This is a genomic window from Streptomyces galbus, assembly GCF_005280195.1.
Taxonomy (GTDB): Bacteria; Actinomycetota; Actinomycetes; order Streptomycetales; family Streptomycetaceae; genus Streptomyces; species Streptomyces galbus.
In genome coordinates this window covers 248,787-268,510 of record NZ_SZPR01000019.1, presented here as the reverse complement: position 1 = coordinate 268,510, position 19,724 = coordinate 248,787, and the positions used below count along the sequence as shown (strand labels likewise).

Genomic DNA, 19,724 nt, shown 5'->3' with positions numbered 1-19,724 from the left:
CGAGCGACGCGACGAGCGACGCAGCGAAAAAGGCGGATAAGACGGGCAAGGCAGGCGACACCCACGAGGGCGCCGCCGGCAAGGTCGTCGACGACAAGGCCGACGAGGCCGGTAAGGGCGGCAAGGGCGACGAGACCGACGAGACCGACAAGGGCACCGCCGCCGACGCCCCGGTCGACCAGCCCACCGCCATCTTCAAGACCCCGCGTTCCGGGCCCGCCGTCGACCAGCCGACCACCATGCTGAAGCTGGGCGACGCCTCCCGGGCCCCCAAGGGCGCGGCCGCCTCCACGGACAAGGCCGACGCCGCCACGACCCCGGAGGGCGAGCCCGCCGACGCGGAGCCCACCCCCGCCGCCGAGCCCGGCACCGGCACCGGCAAGACGACCGAAGGCAAGACCGCACCCGGCCCCGGCGGGACCACCGAGGGCAAGACCGCCGCGGCTGCCCCCGAGGACGCCGAACCCACCGCAGCCGAGCCCGAGGACGCCACCCCGAAGGACGCCGAGCCCGAGGACGCCGCCCCGAAGGACGCCGCTCCCGAGGACGCCGGGCCCGAGGGGACGGCCTCCGAGTCCCCGCAGCGCCCTGCCCCCGAGTCCGACGCCGAGCGCACCAGCAAGTTCGTCGCGCTGAAGTCGCTCGACGACCCCGACGTGCGCAAGCCCAAGCCGGCCGAGTCGACGACCGTGCTGCGCAAGGTCACGCCCCCGGCGGCCCCGGCGGCCACCACCAAGACCCCCACGGCCCCCAAGACCCCCGCCTCCGCCTCACCGGCCGCCCGCGCCGAGGCGACCACCGCGCCGCCCGCCGTGAAGCCCGCCGAGGCGACGGCGGTCGTGCCGCAGGTCGGTCCCGAGCGGACGCAGCAGCAGCCCGTGCCGCCGAAGCCGCCGCTGGACCTGCTGGCCGAGCTGACGAACACCCCGCCGCCCCCGCCCACGCCCCTGCGCACGCTGGCCCGGCGGATCAAGATCTGGACGCCGCTGGTCATCCTGCTGGTGATCGTCTTTGCGATCGTGCAGGCCGTGCGGCCGCTGCCGAAGCCCGAGCTGACCCTGACGGCGAAGGACTCCTACACCTTCGAGGGCGGCAAGGTGCAGCTTCCCTGGCCGGGCGAGGGCCAGGGCTGGATGGACGTCGACGACGTCGGCACCGTGGACTCCTTCGGGAAGCAGACGCCCGTGCCGATCGGGTCCGTCGCCAAGTCCATGACGGCGTACATCGTGCTCAAGGACCACCCCCTGAAGGCGGGCGAGGAGGGGCCGGCCATCACGGTCGACGCGACCGCCGAGAAGGAGGGCGGCTACGACGCCGACGGCGAGTCCACGCTGAACACCGTCAAGGCGGGCGACAAGCTCACCGAGAAGCAGGCACTGTCGGCGATCATGATTCCGTCGGCCAACAACATCGCCCGGCTGCTGGCCCGCTGGGACGCCGGTTCCGAGGCCGCGTTCATCAAGAAGATGAACGACACCGCCAAGGCGCTCGGCATGACCGACACCACGTACACCGACGCCTCGGGCCTGAAGGAGACCACCGTCTCCACCGCCGAGGACCAGGTGAAGCTCGGCAACGAGCTGGTCAAGATCAAGGCGCTGACGGACATCACCCGGCTGCCCGAGTGGACCGACCCGTCGGGGCAGAAGTGGCGCAACTACAACACCCTGGTGCCGTACAACCACGCGATCGGCCTGAAGACGGGCAGCACCACCAAGGCCGGCGGCAACCTGCTGTTCGCCGCGACCGAGGAGGTCGGCGGGGAGACGGTGACCCTGGTGGGCGCCGTCCTCGGCCAGCACAAGGCGCCGATCATCGACACGGTGAACGCGGTCAGCAAGACCGCGATGCTGGCCGCCCAGGAGTCGATGACCGCGTCGAAGATCCTCAAGAAGGGCGACGTCGTCGGGTACGTCGACGACAGCATGGGGCACCACACGCCGGTCGTGGTGACCGAGGACGTCCCGGCGGTCGGCTGGGCGGGCCTCACCGTGAAGCTGTCGTTCGCCCCGGCCGACGACCTGCCGCACTCCGCGAAGGCGGGCACCCAGGTCGGCACGCTGACCGTCGGCGACGGCGACAGCGGCGCCGTGAAGGTGCCGGTGGCCCTGCAGAAGGACCTCACCGAGCCCGGCTTCACGGACAAGCTGACCCGGATCGGCTGACCCGGACCGCTGACCCGGAGCGCTGTCCGCCGTATCGGCCGACCAGCAGACGCGGCCCGTATCGGGCGGCCGCCGGGCCGGTCCTCCCGCACCCCGTCGGGGCGCCCCCACCGGGGGGCTGCCCGGCGGGGTGCGTGCTAGCGTCACGAAACGGGACAGGCCGGCGTGCGGGACGCCGCCGAACGCACAGGTCGACAGAAGAGAAGACGGGACGGGGAGTGCCTTCAGGTGGCCACTGCGGAGCCGACACGCGCCGACGACACCGGTCCGGGCCCGGGCACCGGCCCGCGAATACGGGTGCCCGCGGACGCTCCCGCACCGCCTGAGCCCGGGCGGCCCGCCACGGCCGCGCCGCCCGGCCGGTCCGGTTTCCGGGGCCGGCTGGACGCAGCGGCCGGGCTGGTCCGGCGCCACCCGGTGCTGTCGGTCACCGCGCTGTCCGGGGTGCTGCACCTCGTCTGGTTCTTCACGTTCGCGAACAGTGGCGGCGACCTCGCCGCGCAGGACGCGTGGGCCGAGTTCGTCGGCCGCCACCCCGACTCCGCGTACAACCTCGCCTGGTACGGCGGCATGCACCCGGTGTCGTACAGCGTGGTCTCGCCGTACCTGATGTCCGTCCTCGGGGTGCGGACCACGATGATGATCGCGGGGACGCTGTCGGCGGCCCTGCTGACGCTGATCCTGCTGCGCTGCCGGCCGGTCAGGAACCCGGTGTGGCCGGCCGTGGCCGGGGTGTTCGCCTTCCTGTGCAACGCCGCGTCGGGCCGGGTGACGTTCGGGCTCGGCACGGTGTTCGCGCTGGGCGCGGTGGCCGTCGTCTTCTGCTGGCCGCACCGCTGGCGCTACAAGCGGTGGGCGAAGGCGCTGTGCGCGGCGCCGCTCGCCGCGCTCGCCACCATGGCGTCGCCGGTCGCGGGCCTGTTCGTGGGCCTGATCGCGGTGGCGTTGTTCCTGCAGAAGCGGCGGCCCGGCGCGTGGGCGCTGGGGCTGGCGCCGGCCGCGGTGGTCGCGGTGTCCGCGTGGCTGTTCCCGTTCTCCGGCACCCAGCCGATGTCGTTCGGGTCGGCGTCGCTGCCGTTCGCCTACGCGGCGATCGTGTTCCTGGTGGTCCCGCGCGACTGGAAGACCGTGCGGATCACGGCGGCCGTGTACGGGCTCGCGGTGCTCGGGGTGTGGATCGTCAGCTCGCAGATCGGGTCGAACATCACCCGGCTGGCGATGCTGTTCGCGGGGGTGGTGCTGGTGTGCGCGCTGCCGTTCGCGGTGCCGCGCAGCCGCAAGTGGTACGTGATCGTGGTGGCGATCGCCGGGTTCGTCACCTGGATCGGCTTCAAGTCGGTCGACGACGTGGTGCGCACGACGCCGGCCGCGTCCTGGGCGCGGGAGCTGGCCCCGCTGGTCAACCAGCTCCAGGGGGTCGGCGCGGAGAAGGGCCGGGTGGAGGTCGTGCCGGCCCGCTCGCACCGCGAGGCGTCCGCGCTGGCGCCGTACGTGAACCTGGCGCGCGGCTGGAACCGGCAGGCCGACATGGAGCGCAACCCGCTCTTCTACGACGACACCCTGAACTCCGCCAACTACCACGAGTGGCTCCAGCGGTGGGCCGTGCACTTCGTGGTGGTGCCGAAGGACGAGCCGGACGGGGACGGCGGCGAGCGGGAGCGCGAGCTGGTGCAGCGGGGGCTGCCCTACCTGACGCAGATCTGGGGCGACGCCAACTGGCAGCTCTTCCGGGTGACCGACCCGGCGCCGCTCGCGGAGCCGCACGCGGTGGTGCAGCGGGCCGAGCAGGGCGAGTGGACGATCGACGTGCAGCGGGCGGGGCGGGTGCTCATCCGCATCCCCTACTCGCCGTGGCTGAGCATCGTCGACGCGCAGGGCAAGAGCCTGAAGGCGCCGGAGGAGACCGAGGCGTCCAAGCACCGCGAGGAGGGCGAGCCGAAGGCGTTCGCCAACCTGAACGGGTGTCTGTACGAGACGGACGAGGACGCCCAGGGCGACAAGTGGACGGTGCTGCTCGCGCCGAAGGCCGGGACGTACCGGCTGGCGGCGCCGTACCAGCTCCCGCGCGGCACTCCGTGCCCGGACGAACTGAAGGACGACGCCTCGCGGTAGGTCCTCCCCCGCCTCCCCCCAGGGTTCCTCACCTGTGCCTGACTTGTTCACACTGATGAACCGAGGACAGCGTGCCGAACATTTTTGCCTTCCCTTGACCTTCCGCTTACTTGTCGTGTTCACGCGGCCGCACCCACGATGAGCGCCGGGCTGAACCCTGGGAGGGCGCACATGAACGGTCTCGACTGGGCCGTGCTCATCGGCTATTTCGGCGTGATGGTCGCCATCGGCGTGTGGTCGCACAAGCGCGTCGACAACGTCAGCGACTTCTTCACCGCGGGCGGCAAGATGCCGTGGTGGCTGTCCGGCATCTCGCACCACATGTCGGGCTACAGCGCGGTGATGTTCACCGGCTACGCCGGCATCGCCTACACCTACGGGGTCACCTCGTTCGTCACGTGGTCCTTCCCCATCGCGCTCGGCATCGCCATCGGCTCCAAGCTGTTCGCGCCGCGCATCAACCGGCTGCGCTCCCGGCTCCACGTGGCCTCCCCGCTGGAGTACCTGAAGAACCGCTACGACCTGAGGACCCAGCAGGCGCTGGCCTGGTCCGGCATGCTGCTGAAGATCGTGGACGTGGGCGCCAAGTGGGCCGCGATCGCCACCCTGTTGTCGGTGTTCACCGGGGTGTCCCTCAACCAGGGCATCCTCATCACCGGCTGCATCACGGCCGTCTACTGCACGATCGGCGGCCTGTGGGCGGACGCGCTGACCGAGCTGGGCCAGTTCGTCATCCAGCTCCTGGCCGGCGTCGCGATGTTCGTCGCCGTGGTGCTGAAGCTGGACGACAAGGGCATCGGCTTCCTGGAGGCGTGGGACCAGCCGGCGCTGCACGGCCACGACAAGCCGCTGGTGGGGCCGTACGGGACGGTGTTCCTGCTGGCGTTCCTGTTCATCAAGCTGTTCGAGTACAACGGCGGCATGCTCAACCAGGCCCAGCGGTACATGGCCACGGGCAGCGCGCACGAGGCCGAGCGCTCCGCGCGGCTGTCGGCGGCACTGTGGCTGGTCTGGCCGGTGGTGCTGTTCTTCCCGATGTGGATGTCGCCGCTGCTGGTCGACGCGCAGAAGCCGGACGGCTCCGACTCCTACGGCCTGATGACCGAACAGCTCCTGCCGCACGGCCTGCTGGGCCTGGTGATCGTCGGGTTCTTCTCCCACACGATGGCCATGTGCTCCTCCGACGCCAACGCGATCGCGGCCGTCTTCACCCGGGACGTGGCGCCGGTGCTGTCGAAGCAGGCGCGGGCCTGGGGCGAGCGCAAGGGGCTGATCGCGGCCCGCGTCACCACGGTGGTCTTCCTTGGCCTGTCGATGGCGGTGGCGACGCAGGTCAACTCGCCCACGTTCAAGGACATCATCACCGTCGTCATCAAGTGGGTGGCCGGCCTGATGGGCCCGATCGCGATCCCGATGATGCTGGGCCTGCTGCGCCCGTTCCGCCGCTCGGGGCCGACCGCGGCGCTGACCAGCTGGTCGCTGGGCCTGCTGGTCTTCTGGCTGGTCAACTACCCGATCAACTGGAACGTCGACGGCGGGGTCCCGCTGCAGTACCAGGTCTCCGTGCCGCTCGCGGTCTCCCTGGTGCTGTACGTCCTGGTCGGCTACCTCAAGCCGGAGGACACCCCGGAGCGGCTGGCGGTCATCGAGCGCATCAACGGCGGCGGCGAGGGGGCGTCCGCGGCGGTCCCGGAGCCCCGGGAGGCCGTCCCGGCCCCGGTGAAGGACTGACGGCGCGGCACCCGGCCCGCTACACCGCCCTCGGGTAGCGGGCCAGCCAGCCCGGGGACGCGCCGGCGGGGCCGTGCAGGGCCGGGCCCTGGGTCATCTCCATCGCGAAGTCGTCGGCCAGCTCCAGGATCGTCGGACGGCCCTCCAGCTCGGCCAGCCAGGCCGGCGGGAGGGCCGTCTCGCCGTGCAGGGCGCCGAGCAGTCCGCCGGTGAGCGCGCCGACGGCGGCGGAGGCGGCGCCGTGGCCGACCGCGAGGCGCAGCCCGTGCCGTACGTCCTCGGCGACCAGGGCGCAGTACACGGCGGCGGCGAGCGCGCCGGGGGCGCGGCGGTCGGCGCCGGCCAGTTCCTCGACCCGGACCGGGGTGGGCAGGCCCTGGCGGACGGTGCCGAGGCCGCGCTGGAGGGCGTCGGTCACCGGCTCGTGGCCGGGCCGGGCCGCCATCAGGGCGAGGGCGCGCTGCACGGCCCCGTCGAGACTGTCGCCGCGCGCCAGGGCGTGGACGACCAGGGCGTACGCGCCCGCCGTGAGGCAGGCCGCCGGGTGGCCGTGGGTCTGCGCGGCGCACTCGACGGCGAGCTGGGCGACGAGCTGGGGCTCCCAGCCGACGAGCAGCCCGAAGGGAGCGGAGCGCGGGACGACCTCGGGGCCGGCGTCGGCGGGGTTCTTGGGGGCGTCGAGAGTGCCCATGGTGGTGTCGCCGAGGCCGAGGAGCAGGGCCCGGGTGGGCTCGCGGCGGGCGTACAGCCACTCCTCGCGGGCCAGCCAGCCGTCCTCGGCGCGGCGCTCGTCGGGGCCCCAGTCGCGCTGGGTGGCGGCCCAGCGCAGGTAGGCGCGGTGCAGGTCGGTCGGCGGGTGCCAGGCGCCGGTGTCGCGGCGGACCTGGGCGCGGATCAGGCCGTCGACGGTGAACAGGGTGAGCTGGGTGAGGTGGGTGATCGCGCCGCGCCGCCCGTGGGAGGGGAGCAGGTCGGTGACGCCCTCGGGGCCGTGCGCGGTCCGGATCTCCTCGGCCGACAGGGCGTCGACGGGTGCGCCGAGCGCGTCGCCGACGGCCGCGCCCAGCAGCGTGCCGCGCACCCGGCTGCGGAAGTCCTGCTGCTCGCTGCGGCCCCAGACGGGACCCGCTGTCGCACTCACCACGTCCTCCCGGGCCCCGTTCGCACGTACGACGGTTCGCCACTGTAATCGACCGCGAACGCGGAGTTGAGGTGCACCCGACATGGATCTGGCTCAATCCGTACGGGAGACGGCCGTACGGGCTGGGAATGACCTCTTCATGATCAGATCCAGCGCACCCGCCGCGCGCGGCGCACGCCCCCTGACCGTCACCGCCACCGCGCTCACGGCCACGGTCGCCCTCTACATGGCGCTGGTCGCCTTCGGGAACATCACCGACTTCGGCACCAACCAGCAGTTCGTCCGGCACGTCCTGGCCATGGACACCACGTTCAAGGACGACGACCTGATGTGGCGGGCGATCACCGGCAAGGCGCTCCAGGACACCGCCTACATGCTGATCATCGCCTGGGAGACGGCCGCCGCGCTGGTGCTGCTGGCCGGCACCTGGCTGTGGATCCGCCGCGACACCCCGCGCGCCCGCACCCTCTCCACGTACGGCCTGCTGATGGTGATGCTGCTGTTCGGGGCCGGGTTCATAGCCGTCGGCGGCGAGTGGTTCGCCATGTGGCAGTCCAAGGACTGGAACGGCCTGGACGCGGCGACCCGGGTGTTCACGCTGAGCGGTGTGGTGCTCCTCGTCGTGCAGCTCACGACGCGCGAGGAGCCGGCTACGGCACGACCCTGACGTTCGTCCCCGTCGCGCCGAAGGCCCACAGGGCGGTGCCGTCCGCCTTGTGCAGGCGGATGCCGCCCGTGGGGGTGCCGGAGGCGGGCGGCGGGGAGGAGCCGTCGACCGCGTTGGAGAAGGCGATGTTCACGCCCGAGGCCACCGTGAAGTAGACGATGTGCTCGATGTCCACGCCGTCGGAGCCGGTGGTGGCGTCCTTGCGCAGGGAGATCGTGTAGCTGCCGGGCTTGGGGTCGACCGTGCCCGGCCACACCGTGAAGGTGCGCCGGGCCTGGTCGTCGGCGTCCACCAGCCAGACCCGGTCCTGGTCCAGCGAGTAGACGATGCGGCGGCCCGTGCCCGAGCCGTCCGGGACCTCAGCCGCGGTGATCGCGGTCGGGGTGGGCTTCGGCTTCGGGGTGGCCGACGCCGAGGCGTGCGGGCGGGCGCCCGCCGCGGCCGACGGGTGCGTGCCCCCGTCGGCCTGTACCGCCAGGGCCACGACCGCGACGATCGCGCCGGTCGTCAGGCCGGTCACCCAGGCCCACGAGGGAAGCCGTCGGGCAGGCACGGGCACCCATCTCCTCAGTCTCCAGCCCCCGATGCCGGGGGTCGGATCATCGTACTCAGTCCAGGACCGGCAACAGGTCCGGCAGGTGCCCGTCGGACGCCTCGGCCGCCCGTACGCGCTCCTCGGGCACCTCCCCGTAGACCGTCGTGCGGGGCCGGGCCGGGCGGCCGGCCGCCTCGGCGACCGCGATCAGGTCCTTGACCGACTTGTAGGAGCCGTAGGAGGAGCCCGCCATGCGGGAGATCGTCTCCTCCATGAGGGTGCCGCCCAGGTCGTTCGCGCCCGAGCGCAGCATCTCCGCCGCGCCCTCGGTGCCCAGCTTCACCCAGCTCGTCTGGATGTTGGGGATCCAGGGGTGCAGCAGCAGCCGGGCCATCGCCGTGACCGCCCGGTTGTCGCGCATCGACGGGCCGGGGCGGGCGATGCCGGCCAGGTAGACCGGGGCGTTGGTGTGGATGAACGGCAGTGTCACGAACTCCGTGAAACCGCCCGTGCGCTGCTGGAGGGAGGCGAGGGTGCGCAGGTGGCCGAGCCAGTGGCGGGGCTGGTCGACGTGGCCGTACATCATCGTCGACGACGAGCGGATGCCCAGCTCGTGCGCCGTCTCCACCACCTCGATCCAGGTGGCCGCCGGCAGCTTGCCCTTGGTGAGGACCCAGCGGACCTCGTCGTCGAGGATCTCCGCCGCCGTGCCCGGGATGGTGTCCAGGCCGGCCTCCTTGGCGGCGGTCAGCCACTCGCGGATCGACAGGCCGGTGCGGGTCGCGCCGTTGACCACCTCCATCGGCGAGAAGGCGTGCACGTGCATCCCGGGGACGCGCTCCTTGACCGCCCTGGCGATGTCGAAGTACGCCGTGCCGGGCAGGTCGGGGTGGATGCCGCCCTGCATGCACACCTCCACCGCGCCCACCTCCCACGCCTGCTGGGCGCGGTCGGCGACCTGCTCCAGCGACAGCGTGTAGGCGTCGGCGTCGGTGCGGCGCTGCGCGAAGGCGCAGAAACGGCAGCCGGTGTAGCAGACGTTGGTGAAGTTGATGTTCCGGGTGACGATGTACGTCACCTCGTCCCCGACCGCGGACCGGCGGACGTCGTCGGCGACGCGGGCGAGGGCGTCCAGGGCCGGGCCGTCGGCGTGCAGCAGCGCCAGCGCCTCGGCGTCGGTGAGCTTCGTCGGGTCGTCGGCCGCCGTCGCCAGGGCCTGGCGCACGTCGGTGTCGATGCGCTCGGGGACCATCCCGGGCGCGGCCGCCTCGCGCAGCGCCTCCCAGTCGCCGTACACCTCGTCGAAGTCCTCACGCCGGTCGGAGGTGCGGCCCTCGGTGTCGATGGACGTGTGCAGGTCGGTGCGGCCGGTGGGGGTGAAGACCTCCTCCGGCTCCTGCCACGGGCGGCCCTCCACGACCGCGTCCTCCCGGGCGAGCCCGGTCTCCGGGTCGGCGAGCGCCCGCACGTGCGGCAGCAGCCGCGGGTCCAGCCAGGGCTCGCCGCGGCGTACGAACTCCGGGTACACGCAGAGCCGTTCGCGCAGCTCGAAGCCGGCCGCGCGGGAGCGCTCGGTGAGTTCCTCGATCTGCGGCCAGGGGCGCTCGGGGTTGACGTGGTCGATGGTCAGCGGGGACACCCCGCCCCAGTCGTCGATGCCCGCGCCGATCAGCCGCCCGTACTCGCCGTCGACCAGGTTCGGCGGGGCCTGCAGGCAGGCGCTCGGGCCCATGATGTGCCGGGCCACCGCGACCGTGGCGACCAGCTCGTCCAGTTCGGCGTCCGGCATCCCGCGCATCGCCGTGTCCGGCTTGGCGCGGAAGTTCTGGATGATCAGCTCCTGGATGCCGTGGTGCGCGCGGGCGACCTTGCGCAGCGCGAACAGCGACTCCGCCCGCTCCTCGTAGGTCTCGCCGATGCCGATGAGCAGGCCCGAGGTGAAGGGCACCGAGGAGCGGCCCGCGTCCTCCAGCACCCGCAGCCGTACGGCGGGTTCCTTGTCCGGGGAGCCGTAGTGGGGGCCGCCGGGCTCGGACCACAGGCGGGTGGCGGTGGTCTCCAGCATCATGCCCATCGACGGCGCGACCGGCTTGAGCCGCTGGAAGTCCGTCCAGCTCAGCACGCCCGGGTTGAGGTGGGGCAGCAGGCCCGTCTCCTCCAGGATGCGGACGGAGACGGCGCGTACGTAGGCGATCGTGTCGTCGTAGCCGTGCGCGTCGAGCCACTCGCGCGCCTCCGGCCAGCGGTCCTCGGGCTTGTCGCCGAGGGTGATGAGGGCTTCCTTGCAGCCGAGGGCGGCGCCCTTGCGGGCGATGTCCAGCACCTCGTCCGGGGACAGGAACATGCCGTGCCCGGCGCGGCGCAGCTTGCCGGGGACGGTGACGAACGTGCAGTAGTGGCACTTGTCCCGGCACAGCCGGGTGAGCGGCACGAACACGCTCTTGGAGTAGGTGATGACGCCGGGCCGGCCGGCCGCGTCCAGGCCGGCGTCGCGCACGCGGGCGGCGGACGCGGCCAGGTCCTCCAGGTGCTCACCGCGGGCCTGGAGCAGGACGGCGGCCTCGGAGACGTCGAGGGCGACGCCGTCCCGGGCACGTTTGAGAGCGCGACGCAGGGAGTTCTCGGTGGGGCCGGTTCCGGGGGTCGCGGGATTCGTCATCCTTCGAGCATACGGAGGGCTCCGCGGGGTCAGCCGGGAACGGGGTGGGCGGGGTGGGGGTGCGTGGTGGGGTGCGGGTGCGTGGTGGCTTTCGCGCAGTTCCCCGCGCCCCTTGAGGGGTGGGCTGGTGTGCGTTGTCCGGTGCCGGTCGTCGTCGTTTCTTGCGCAGTTCCCCGCGCCCCTTGGTCGGCTGCGTGCAGGTCCGCTCAGACGTACTCGGTGTACTCGTCCAGCTTGTGCAGGACCTCCCTCTCTCCCTCCGGCGGGAGCTGGACGACGACCTCCTCGATGCCCAGGTCCGCGTAGTGGGTCAGTTTGCCGGGGGTGGGGGTGACCGCGTAGGGGACGATCTGCAGGGCGGACGGGTCGCGGCCCGCCTCCGTCCAGGTCTCGCGCAGGCGCGGGACCGACTCGGTCAGGCCGCGGCCGCCGATCGGGAGCCAGCCGTCGGCGTACTCGGCGATGTGCGCGAACAGCTTGGGGCCCGCCGCGCCGCCGACCAGGGTGCGCGGCCCGGTCACCGGGCCGCGGGGCTCCTGTACGGGCTTGGGGTGGGCGAAGGAGGCCCGTACCGCGCCGAACTCACCCTGGTGGGCCGTCGGTTCTTGCGACCACAGGGCACGCATGAGGGCCATCCGGTCCCGGACCAGCTCGCGGCGCGTCCGCCACCGCACGCCGTGGTCGTCGGCCTCCTCGACGTTCCAGCCGAAGCCGAGGCCGAGGGTGAACCGGCCGCCGGAGAGGTGGTCCAGGGTGGCGATCTGCTTGGCGAGGTCGATCGGGTCGTGCTGGGCGACCAGGGTGATGCCGGTGCCGAGGCCGAGCCGCTCGGTGACGGCGGCGGCCTGGCCGAGGGCGACGAACGGGTCGAGGGTGCGGCCGTACTCGCGGGGCAGGTCGCCGCCCGCCGGGTAGGGCGTGGTGCGTTCGACGGGGATGTGGGTGTGCTCGGGCAGGTACAGCCCGGCGAACCCGCGCTGCTCCAGCTCACGGGCGAGGCGGACGGGGGTGATCGTCTCGTCGGTGAGGAAGATCGTGACGGCGATGCGCATACGGCTCTGCCTTTCGTGGGCCCTCGGTGGCCTGCCTGTCGGGTTCATCTGTACCGGTGAGGCGGACGCCTGTCCATACCGACCGGTCGGCATCCGTCGGTGGCGTCGTCGGCGTGGGCTGGGGCAGAGCCTTCCGCCCTGCGTCGATTCCCTTGCGGCCCACCGCAGTTCACGTCCGTCCGCCACACTGCCGGGCATGTGCGAGGACGCTCGGGACATCGGCAGGCGTGGGCTGTTCGTGGCGGGGGCCGCCGCCGCGGTCACGGTGGCGGGGGTGGGCTTCGCCGCCGCCGACGGCGCGGACCGGGAGACGAGGACCGTGCGGGGCACGCTCCCCACCGGCTCCCCCGACTTCGTGTACGTGCCCGTGGAGGTGCCCCGGGGCGTGCGGGAGCTGCGGGTGTCGTACACCTACGACCGGCCCGCCGTCCCGGCCGGCACCGCGGGCAACGCCCTCGACATCGGCCTCTTCGACGAGCGCGGCACCGGCCTGGGCGGCCGGGGCTTTCGCGGCTGGTCGGGCGGGGCGCGTGGCGAGTTCTTCGTCCGCGCCGACGACGCCACCCCCGGCTACCTCCCGGGACCGGTGCGGCCCGGCACCTGGCACGTCGCCCTCGGCCCGTACACGGTGGCCCCGCAGGGGCTGGCGTACGAGCTGACCGTCACGCTCTCCTACGGCGAACCCGGCGCCGCCGTGCGCCCGGTGTACCCGCCGGAGCGGGCCCGGGGGCGGGGGCGGGCCTGGTACCGGGGCGACTGCTACCTGCACTCCTGGCACAGCGACGGGCGCCGCACTCCGGCCGGGATCGGGGCGCTGGCGCGGGCCGCGGGGCTGGACTTCGTCAACACCTCCGAGCACAACACGACGTCCGGGCACGCCCACTGGGCGGACGTCGCCGGTGACGACCTGCTCGTGCTGCTCGGCGAGGAGGTCACCACCCGCAACGGCCACGTGGTCGCCCTCGGCACGGACCCGGGCACCTTCGTCGACTGGCGCTACCGGGCCCGCGACGACCGCTTCGGCCGGTTCGCGCGGCGGATCCGGCGGGCCGGCGGCCTGGTCGTCCCGGCGCACCCGCACGCCACCTGCATCGGCTGCGCCTGGAAGTTCGGGTTCGGCGAGGCCGACGCGGTGGAGGTGTGGAACGGCCCCTGGACGGCCGACGACGAGGTGGCCCTGGCCGCCTGGGACGCCACGCTGGTCGCGTCGGTGCGGACCGGGCGCGGCTGGCTGCCGGCGATGGGCAGCAGCGACGCCCACCGCGACCCGGACGTGGTCGGCCTGCCCCAGACCGTGGTCCTCGCCGACGACCTGACCCGTGGGGCGGTCCTCGCGGGCCTGCGCGCCGGGCGGTCCTACGTCGCCGAGTCCAAGGACGTCTCGCTGGTCTTCGGGGTGAGCGGCGGACGCGGTGAGCACGCCGGGATCGGCGAGCGCCTCGCGGTCGGCCGGGACACCCCGGTGACCGTCCGCCTGGAGGTGTCCGGCGCCCCGGGCTGCACCGTGCGGCTGGTCACCGACCAGGGCGTGCTGTTCACCGGCGGTCCCCTGCCCGCCTCGGGGACGGGCACCGTCGAGTGGCGGACGACGCCGGCGTACGCGGCCTACGTCCGCGCCGAGGTCCGCCACGGGACGACGGCCTCCGGCGCGCCGGGCGCCCTCGCCGCGTTCACCAACCCCGTTTTCCTGGGGCATGCTTGACGAGCCGTCAGATCCCGGTGGGGAACGCGAGGTCGGCGACGACCGCTGCGTGGTCGGAGGGCCACACGCCCTCCACGGGGCCGTCGCCCGCGCGCCGCACCGCCCGGACGTCCCCCAGGCCGTCCGGGCCGGGCGGGCCGACGTGGATGTAGTCGATGCGCACCCCGCGCTTGAGCAGGCTCGCGGTGTACGGGTTGGCCGGGTCCCAGGTCGCGGCGGGCGCCGTCGGGTCGGCGTACTCCCAGGCGTCGACCAGGACCTGGCCCGGCACGGCGGGCGCGGTCTTGTAGCCGCCGTGCAGGCGGATCTCGTCGGAGTCGGGCCAGGCGTTGAAGTCGCCGGTGACGACGGGCGGGAACGGGGTGCCGCCGCGGTGCTCGTGGACGAACTCCCCGAGCGCCCTGACCTGGTCGCAGCGCACCGCCGAGGCGTGCAGCGCGGAGGTCAGGTGGGTGGTGAAGAACGGCACGTCGTGACCGGGGGCGGCGAGCCGGGCGTGGAGCGCGAGGCGGCCGTCGTCGAGGTCGTCCGGGGCCGGCAGGCGCAGCACCCGCTGTTCGGTGACGGGCCAGCGGCTGAGGACGGCGTTGCCGATGTCCACGCCGGGGTCGCCGATGCGGCGCCGCCAGCGCTCGGGGGCCGGTGAGGGCGCCCAGGCGCAGTGCAGGCCCAGTTCGTCGGCCAGCCAGGCGGCGAGGTTCTCCGCGTCGGCGGCCCACACCTCCTGCAGGCCGACCACGTCGGGCCGCAGCTCGCGCAGCACCGCGAGGATCGCCTTCTGGCGCTCCTGCCACGGGCCGAACCGCCACCACAGGTTCCACGTCACGACCCGCATCCGAAGCCACCCGCTCTCGCCGCGCCCTGTCCGGTCACATTGAACCAACCGACCGCCCCGGGTGCCCCGCCGGGCCGTGCGGGAACGTCCGGGATCTTCGCCGGGGCGCGGGGGCTCAGCCCTGGGCCGGGTCGGGGGCGCAGCCGCGCAGGGTGGAGGCGATGACGTCGGTGAGGCCGTCCGCCATGGCCTCCGGGGGGAGGAAACCGCTGACGGCGAGGCCGGCGTAGCCGTGCAGGGCGGCGAAGACGGGGAGGGCGACCCGCTCCATCGGGCCCGAGCGGACCTGGCCCTCGCGCTGGCCCTCGGCGATCACGCCCAGGAGCAGGTCGGACCAGCGGTGCACGGCGCCGCCCAGGACCTCGGCCGCGTCGGCGCTGTGCTTGACCGAGAACATCAGGTCCAGGAGCGCGGCGTTGGTCATGGCGAAGTCGACGTAGGCGCGGGCGGCGGCGTCCAGCCGCTCGGGGAACGAGGCGCCGGCGCCCTGCTGCGAGCCCGCGATGACGTCCGCGAGCCGCTCGAACCCGGTCAGCGCCAGTGCGTCCAGGAGGGCCTGCTTGGTGCGGAAGTGCCGGCTGGGCGCGGCCGGGCTGACACCGATGTCACGGGCCAGCTCCCGCAGCGACAGCGCGCCCGCCCCCCGTTCGCGCAGGGTCTCCTCGGCGCGGGAGAGCAGCTCGGCGCGCAGGTCTCCGTGGTGGTAGGGGCGGCGGCTCGTCATGGGCCCAGCTTAGTGGCGGCGGAGAGCACCGATGTGAACGGTGCCGACATTGTGTGCAGCATTTACATTGTAGGCGTTGCATACATTGTGATCACCGCCTACATTGAAGCCATGGCCACTCACACGCCCCAGACCGCAGCCCGTCCCTGGACCGCCCAGGACATCCCCGACCAGACCGGCCGCACCGCCGTCGTCACCGGCGGCAACAGCGGCATCGGCCTCGCCACCGCCCAGGCCCTGGCCGGTGCGGGCGCCCACGTCGTCCTCGCCGTCCGCGACCCGCGCCGCGGGGAGGCCGCCGCCCGGCGCGTCGACGGCAGCGTGGAGGTCCGCCGGCTCGACCTGGCCGACCTCTCCTCCGTGCGCGCCTTCGCCGCCGCCTGGCACGGCGACCTGGACCTGCTGATCAACAACGCCGGCGTCATGAACATCCCCGAGGCCCGCACCAAGGACGGCTTCGAGATGCAGTTCGGCACCAACCACCTCGGGCACTTCGCCCTCACCAACCTCCTGCTGCCGCACCTCACGGACCGCGTGGTGACGGTGTCGTCCAGCGCGCACCGGATGCCCGGCAGCCCCCGCATCCACTTCGACGACCTCGACCTGGCCGGCGCCTACCGGCCGATGACCGCCTACAGCCAGTCCAAGCTCGCCAACCTGCTCTTCACCCTGGAACTCCAGCGCCGCCTCACCGCCGAGGGCTCCCCCGTGCGGGCGCTCGCCGCGCACCCCGGCTGGGCGGCCACCAACCTGCAGGGGCACGACGCCAGCCCGCTGCGCCGCCTGGCGCTGCTCGCGGGCAACCGGTTCCTCGCCCAGGACGAGGCGGCCGGCGCGCTGCCCACCCTGTACGCCGCCGTGCAGGACCTGCCGGGCGCGAGCTACACCGGGCCCGACGGCGCCTTCGAGATGCGCGGCGCGCCCACCCTGGTCGGCCGCTCCCGCGCCGCCTCGGACCCGGTGACCGCCCGCCGGCTGTGGACCGTCTCCGAGGAGCTGACCGGCGTGACCTTCCCGCGGCTCACGGTGGCGGCGGGCGCCTGACCCACGGCGCTCCCGCCCCGCACGGGGCGGACCGCCGCCCGCCGCACGGCGGGCGCGGCCGTGCGGAGAGGGTGTGGCGGATGTGTGAACTCCCGTCAGGCGTCCGGGCATCGGCCCGGGCCGGCCTGTGATCGGCGTCTCGCCCGGCTGCCGTTTCCGGCATGGACAGGGCAAACTGACCCCGATAGTCAGGACGCCGAGGGGGATCCGATGGACGACCACCGTGTACCGCGTGACGCGCGCGTGCCGGAGCAGCGGCGTCCCGCGTCCGCGGCGGCCCCGCGCTTCGGCGTGCTCGGCCCGGTGCGCGCCTGGCGCGGCGAGGAGCCCCTGCCCACCGGCTCCCCGCAGCAACGCGCCCTGCTCGCCGCCCTGTTGCTGCGCGAGGGCCGCACCGCGACGGCCGCCGAGCTGATCGACGCGCTGTGGGGCGAGGAGCCTCCGCAGCAGGCGCTGGCCGCGGTACGGACGTACGCCTCGCGGCTGCGCAAGGTCCTGGACGCGGGCGTGCTGGTCAGCGAGTCCGGCGGCTACGCGATCCGCGGCCTGCCCGACGGCGCGCTGGACCTGGCCCGGGCGCACCGGCTGGTGGCCGACGCGGAGAAGGCACGGGCGGCCGGGGAGCCGGGGCGGGCGCGCGAGGCACTGAACCGGGCGCTGGAGCTGTGGGACGGCGAGACCCTGGCCGGGGTGCCCGGGCCGTACGCGCAGGCCCAGCGGGTGCGCCTGGAGGAGTGGCGGCTCGGGCTGCTGGAGACGCGGCTGGACCTGGACCTGGAGCAGGGCTGCCACGCCGAGGCGGTCTCCGAGCTGACCGCGCTGACCGCCGCGCACCCGCTGCGGGAACGGCTGCGCGAGCTGCTGATGCTCGCGCTGTACCGCAGCGGCCGGCAGGGCGAGGCGCTCGCCGTGTACGCCGACACCCGGCGCCTGCTGGCCGAGGAGCTGGGCGTCGACCCGCGCCCGGACCTGCGCGAGCTGCAGGAGCGGATCCTGCGGGCCGACCCCGGCCTGTCCGAGCCGGCGCCCGCGGCCGACCCGGGGGTGCTCCGCGTCCGGCCCGCGCAGCTCCCGGCGACGGTCCCCGACTTCACCGGCCGGTCGGCGTTCGTGAAGGAACTCGGCGAGGTCCTGGCGGCCGCCTCCGGCGACGAGGGCAGCGTCATGGCCGTCTCCGCGCTCGCGGGCATCGGCGGCGTGGGCAAGACCACCCTGGCGGTGCACGTCGCCCACCAGGCCCGGCCGGCCTTCCCCGACGGGCAGTTGTACGTCGACCTGCAGGGCGCGGGCCAGCGGGCGGCCGAGCCGGAGACGGTGCTCGGCGCGTTCCTGCGGGCGCTCGGCACGGCCGACTCGGCGATCCCCGACTCGCTCCAGGAGCGGGCGGCGCTGTACCGCTCGGTGCTGGACGGCCGGCGGGTCCTGGTGCTGCTGGACAACGCCAAGGACGCGGCCCAGGTCAGGCCGCTGCTGCCGGGCACCGCGGGCTGTGCGGCGCTGGTGACGTCCCGGGTGCGGATGCTGGACCTGGCGGGCGCGCACCTGGTCGACCTCGACGTGATGTCCCCGGACGAGGCGCTGGCGCTGTTCACCAGGATCGTCGGCGAGGAGCGGGTCGCCTCGGAGCGCGAGGCGGCGCTGGACGTCGTGGCGGCGTGCGGCTTCCTGCCCCTGGCGATCCGCATCGCGGCGTCCCGGCTCGCGGCGCGGCGCACCTGGACGGTGTCGGTGCTCGCGGCGAAGCTCGCCGACGAGCGCCGCCGGCTGGACGAGCTCCAGGCCGGAGACCTGGCGGTCAAAGCCACGTTCGAACTGGGCTACGGCCAGCTCGAGCCGGCCCAGGCCCGCGCGTTCCGCCTGCTGGGGCTGGCGGACGGCCCGGACATCTCCCTCGCGGCGGCCGCGGCGGTCCTGGACCTGCCGCTGCCCGACACGGAGGACCTGCTGGAGTCCCTGGTCGACACGTCCCTGCTGGAGTCGGCGGCCCCCGGCCGCTACCGCTTCCACGACCTGGTCCGGCTCTACGCGCGTGCCTGCGCGGAGCGGGACGAATGGCCGCCCACGGAACGGGAGTCGGCGCTGTCACGGCTGCTGGACTTCTACCTGGCGACGGCGGCCGGGGTGTTCGCGCTGGAACGGCCCGGGGACCGGCTGGTGGACCACCTGGAGCCCACCCGCCACCCGGGTCTGACCTTCACCGACCGCCAGCGGGCCCTGGACTGGCTCTACTCCGAGGCCAACTGCCTGCTGTCGTGCGCCCGCCAGGCCCTCACCGGCGGACGGCTGCGCCGCGGCGTGGACCTGCTGTGGGCCGCGAAGGACCTGAGCGAGTCGGGCGCCAACTCCAAGCAGTACGAGTCCGCCGCGCTGGCCGCCCGGGACGCCGCGGTCACGGCCGGCGACCGGCGCGCGGAGGGCCGGGCCCGGACCGCGCTGACCAACGTGCACCTGGTCGCGGGCCGTTACGACGACGCCGAGGACGAGGCGTGCCGCGCCGTGGCCCTCGCGGGTTCGGTCGGCGACCTCATCCCGCTGTACTGGGCCAGCAACGACCGGGGCATCATCGCCCTGATCCAGGGCCGCAACGAGGACGCCGAGGGCCACCTGCTGTCGGCCATCGAGGGGTCGCGGGCCGACGGCAACCTCCCGCTCGAGGCGAGCGCCCTGTGCAACCTGTCCCGCGTCCACCTCGCCCTGGGCCGCACGGCGGAGGCGATCGCCCTGGCCCAGCAGGGCATCGACCTCTACGACCGCCTCGGGCTGACCCTCCGGCTGGCCAATGCCCGCTACGCGCTGGGACTGGCCCTCACGGAGGCCGGGCGGACGGCTGACGCGCTGGCCGAACTGACCGGGGCCCTGGAGATGTTCCGCACGGACCGCCAGCGCCTGTGGGAGGGGACCACCCACTTCCGCATCGCGCAGGCCCACTTCACCGGGCGGCAGCCCGCGAAGGCGGCCCAGCACGCCGAACAGGCCCTCGCCATCGGGTGCATCGGCGGCGACCGCATGCGGGCCAACGTCCTGACCGCGCTCGGGCGTTCACTGGAGGCGCTCGGCCAGGCCGACCGGGCCCGGGCCTGCTGGCGGGAGGCGCTCGCCCTCTACGAGCAGGTCGGCGCCGCCGAGGCGGACGAGGTGCGCGGGCTCCTCTCCCCCGCCCCGGCCGTCTGACAGCGGACCGACGGGGCGTTCATCGAACGTTTATGACCCGCTGTCATGCTCGGCGCACCGATCCGTCGCGTCGGGGGGCAGACGGGTCGCCGGGGCTCGGCCGCATAGGGTGAGCTCCCGAACGGCCCTTGTCCGGCAGCCCTCGGGGGAGCTGCCGGGCAAGGGCCCCACTGATCCACGGGACCC

General features: G+C 73.9%; 13 protein-coding genes. 7 read left to right on the top strand and 6 right to left on the bottom strand.

Annotated features, from left to right (window positions below; genetic code table 11):
* From E4U92_RS24505 to E4U92_RS24495, 3 genes are all read left to right on the top strand, one after another.
* Positions 1 to 2,165 (top strand): D-alanyl-D-alanine carboxypeptidase family protein (locus tag E4U92_RS24505; protein WP_479681751.1); only part of this gene is annotated, 2,165 nt, incomplete at its 5' end.
* Positions 2,166 to 2,393: 228 nt separating this feature from the next.
* On the top strand, positions 2,394 to 4,277 hold the full coding sequence (locus tag E4U92_RS24500; protein ID WP_137302610.1) for an MFS transporter: 1,884 nt from the start codon (positions 2,394 to 2,396) through the stop codon (positions 4,275 to 4,277).
* 171 nt (positions 4,278 to 4,448) lie between these two features.
* Positions 4,449 to 6,008: a sodium:solute symporter family protein gene (locus E4U92_RS24495; RefSeq protein ID WP_137302609.1), complete on the top strand. Its 1,560-nt coding sequence runs from the start codon at positions 4,449 to 4,451 to the stop codon at positions 6,006 to 6,008.
* 19 nt (positions 6,009 to 6,027) lie between these two features.
* Here the strand turns inward: E4U92_RS24495 and E4U92_RS24490 are convergent, their stop codons facing one another.
* Positions 6,028 to 7,149 carry an ADP-ribosylglycohydrolase family protein gene (locus E4U92_RS24490; RefSeq protein ID WP_137302608.1) on the bottom strand — a complete coding sequence of 374 codons (1,122 nt, stop codon included), beginning with the start codon at positions 7,147 to 7,149 and terminating at the stop codon, positions 6,028 to 6,030.
* A gap of 139 nt (positions 7,150 to 7,288) precedes the next feature.
* Between E4U92_RS24490 and E4U92_RS24485 the strand changes: the two genes are divergently transcribed.
* The gene (locus E4U92_RS24485) at positions 7,289 to 7,816 is read left to right on the top strand and encodes a DUF2165 domain-containing protein (RefSeq protein ID WP_137302607.1); all 528 of its coding nucleotides are present in this window, start codon (positions 7,289 to 7,291) and stop codon (positions 7,814 to 7,816) included.
* Here the strand turns inward: E4U92_RS24485 and E4U92_RS24480 are convergent.
* From E4U92_RS24480 to E4U92_RS24470, 3 genes are all read right to left on the bottom strand, one after another.
* Positions 7,800 to 8,375, bottom strand: coding sequence for a hypothetical protein (locus E4U92_RS24480; RefSeq protein ID WP_174864004.1), 576 nt, complete (start codon positions 8,373 to 8,375; stop codon positions 7,800 to 7,802). The genes E4U92_RS24485 and E4U92_RS24480 overlap by 17 nt on opposite strands.
* 49 nt (positions 8,376 to 8,424) lie before the next feature.
* A complete protein-coding gene (locus E4U92_RS24475) occupies positions 8,425 to 11,010 on the bottom strand; it encodes a bifunctional FO biosynthesis protein CofGH (protein ID WP_137302605.1) in 2,586 nt (861 codons plus the stop codon).
* Positions 11,011 to 11,216: 206 nt separating this feature from the next.
* Positions 11,217 to 12,062 carry an LLM class F420-dependent oxidoreductase gene (locus E4U92_RS24470; protein WP_137302604.1) on the bottom strand — a complete coding sequence of 282 codons (846 nt, stop codon included), beginning with the start codon at positions 12,060 to 12,062 and terminating at the stop codon, positions 11,217 to 11,219.
* 196 nt (positions 12,063 to 12,258) lie between these two features.
* On the opposite strand from E4U92_RS24470, the gene E4U92_RS24465 reads away from it, so the two are divergent.
* Entirely contained in the window at positions 12,259 to 13,764 is a 1,506-nt protein-coding gene (locus E4U92_RS24465; RefSeq protein ID WP_137302603.1) for a CehA/McbA family metallohydrolase, read from the top strand.
* Between the two features lie 7 nt (positions 13,765 to 13,771).
* Here the strand turns inward: E4U92_RS24465 and E4U92_RS24460 are convergent, their stop codons facing one another.
* Both E4U92_RS24460 and E4U92_RS24455 read right to left on the bottom strand, forming a co-directional pair.
* Complete coding sequence (locus tag E4U92_RS24460; RefSeq protein ID WP_137302602.1) at positions 13,772 to 14,599, bottom strand: endonuclease/exonuclease/phosphatase family protein; 828 nt, start codon at positions 14,597 to 14,599, stop codon at positions 13,772 to 13,774.
* Positions 14,600 to 14,714: 115 nt separating this feature from the next.
* Positions 14,715 to 15,323 (bottom strand): TetR/AcrR family transcriptional regulator, encoded by a 609-nt coding sequence (locus E4U92_RS24455; protein ID WP_137302601.1) that lies wholly within the window; start codon positions 15,321 to 15,323, stop codon positions 14,715 to 14,717.
* A 111-nt stretch (positions 15,324 to 15,434) separates the two neighbouring features.
* Here E4U92_RS24455 and E4U92_RS24450 point away from each other — a divergent pair, with 111 nt between their 5' ends.
* Together E4U92_RS24450 and afsR are read left to right on the top strand one after the other, a co-directional pair.
* The gene (locus tag E4U92_RS24450; RefSeq protein ID WP_137302600.1) at positions 15,435 to 16,367 is read left to right on the top strand and encodes an oxidoreductase; all 933 of its coding nucleotides are present in this window, start codon (positions 15,435 to 15,437) and stop codon (positions 16,365 to 16,367) included.
* 210 nt (positions 16,368 to 16,577) lie between these two features.
* Positions 16,578 to 19,538 (top strand): SARP-family global regulator AfsR, encoded by a 2,961-nt coding sequence (gene afsR, locus E4U92_RS24445; RefSeq protein WP_137302599.1) that lies wholly within the window; start codon positions 16,578 to 16,580, stop codon positions 19,536 to 19,538.
* Positions 19,539 to 19,724 lie beyond the last annotated feature (186 nt).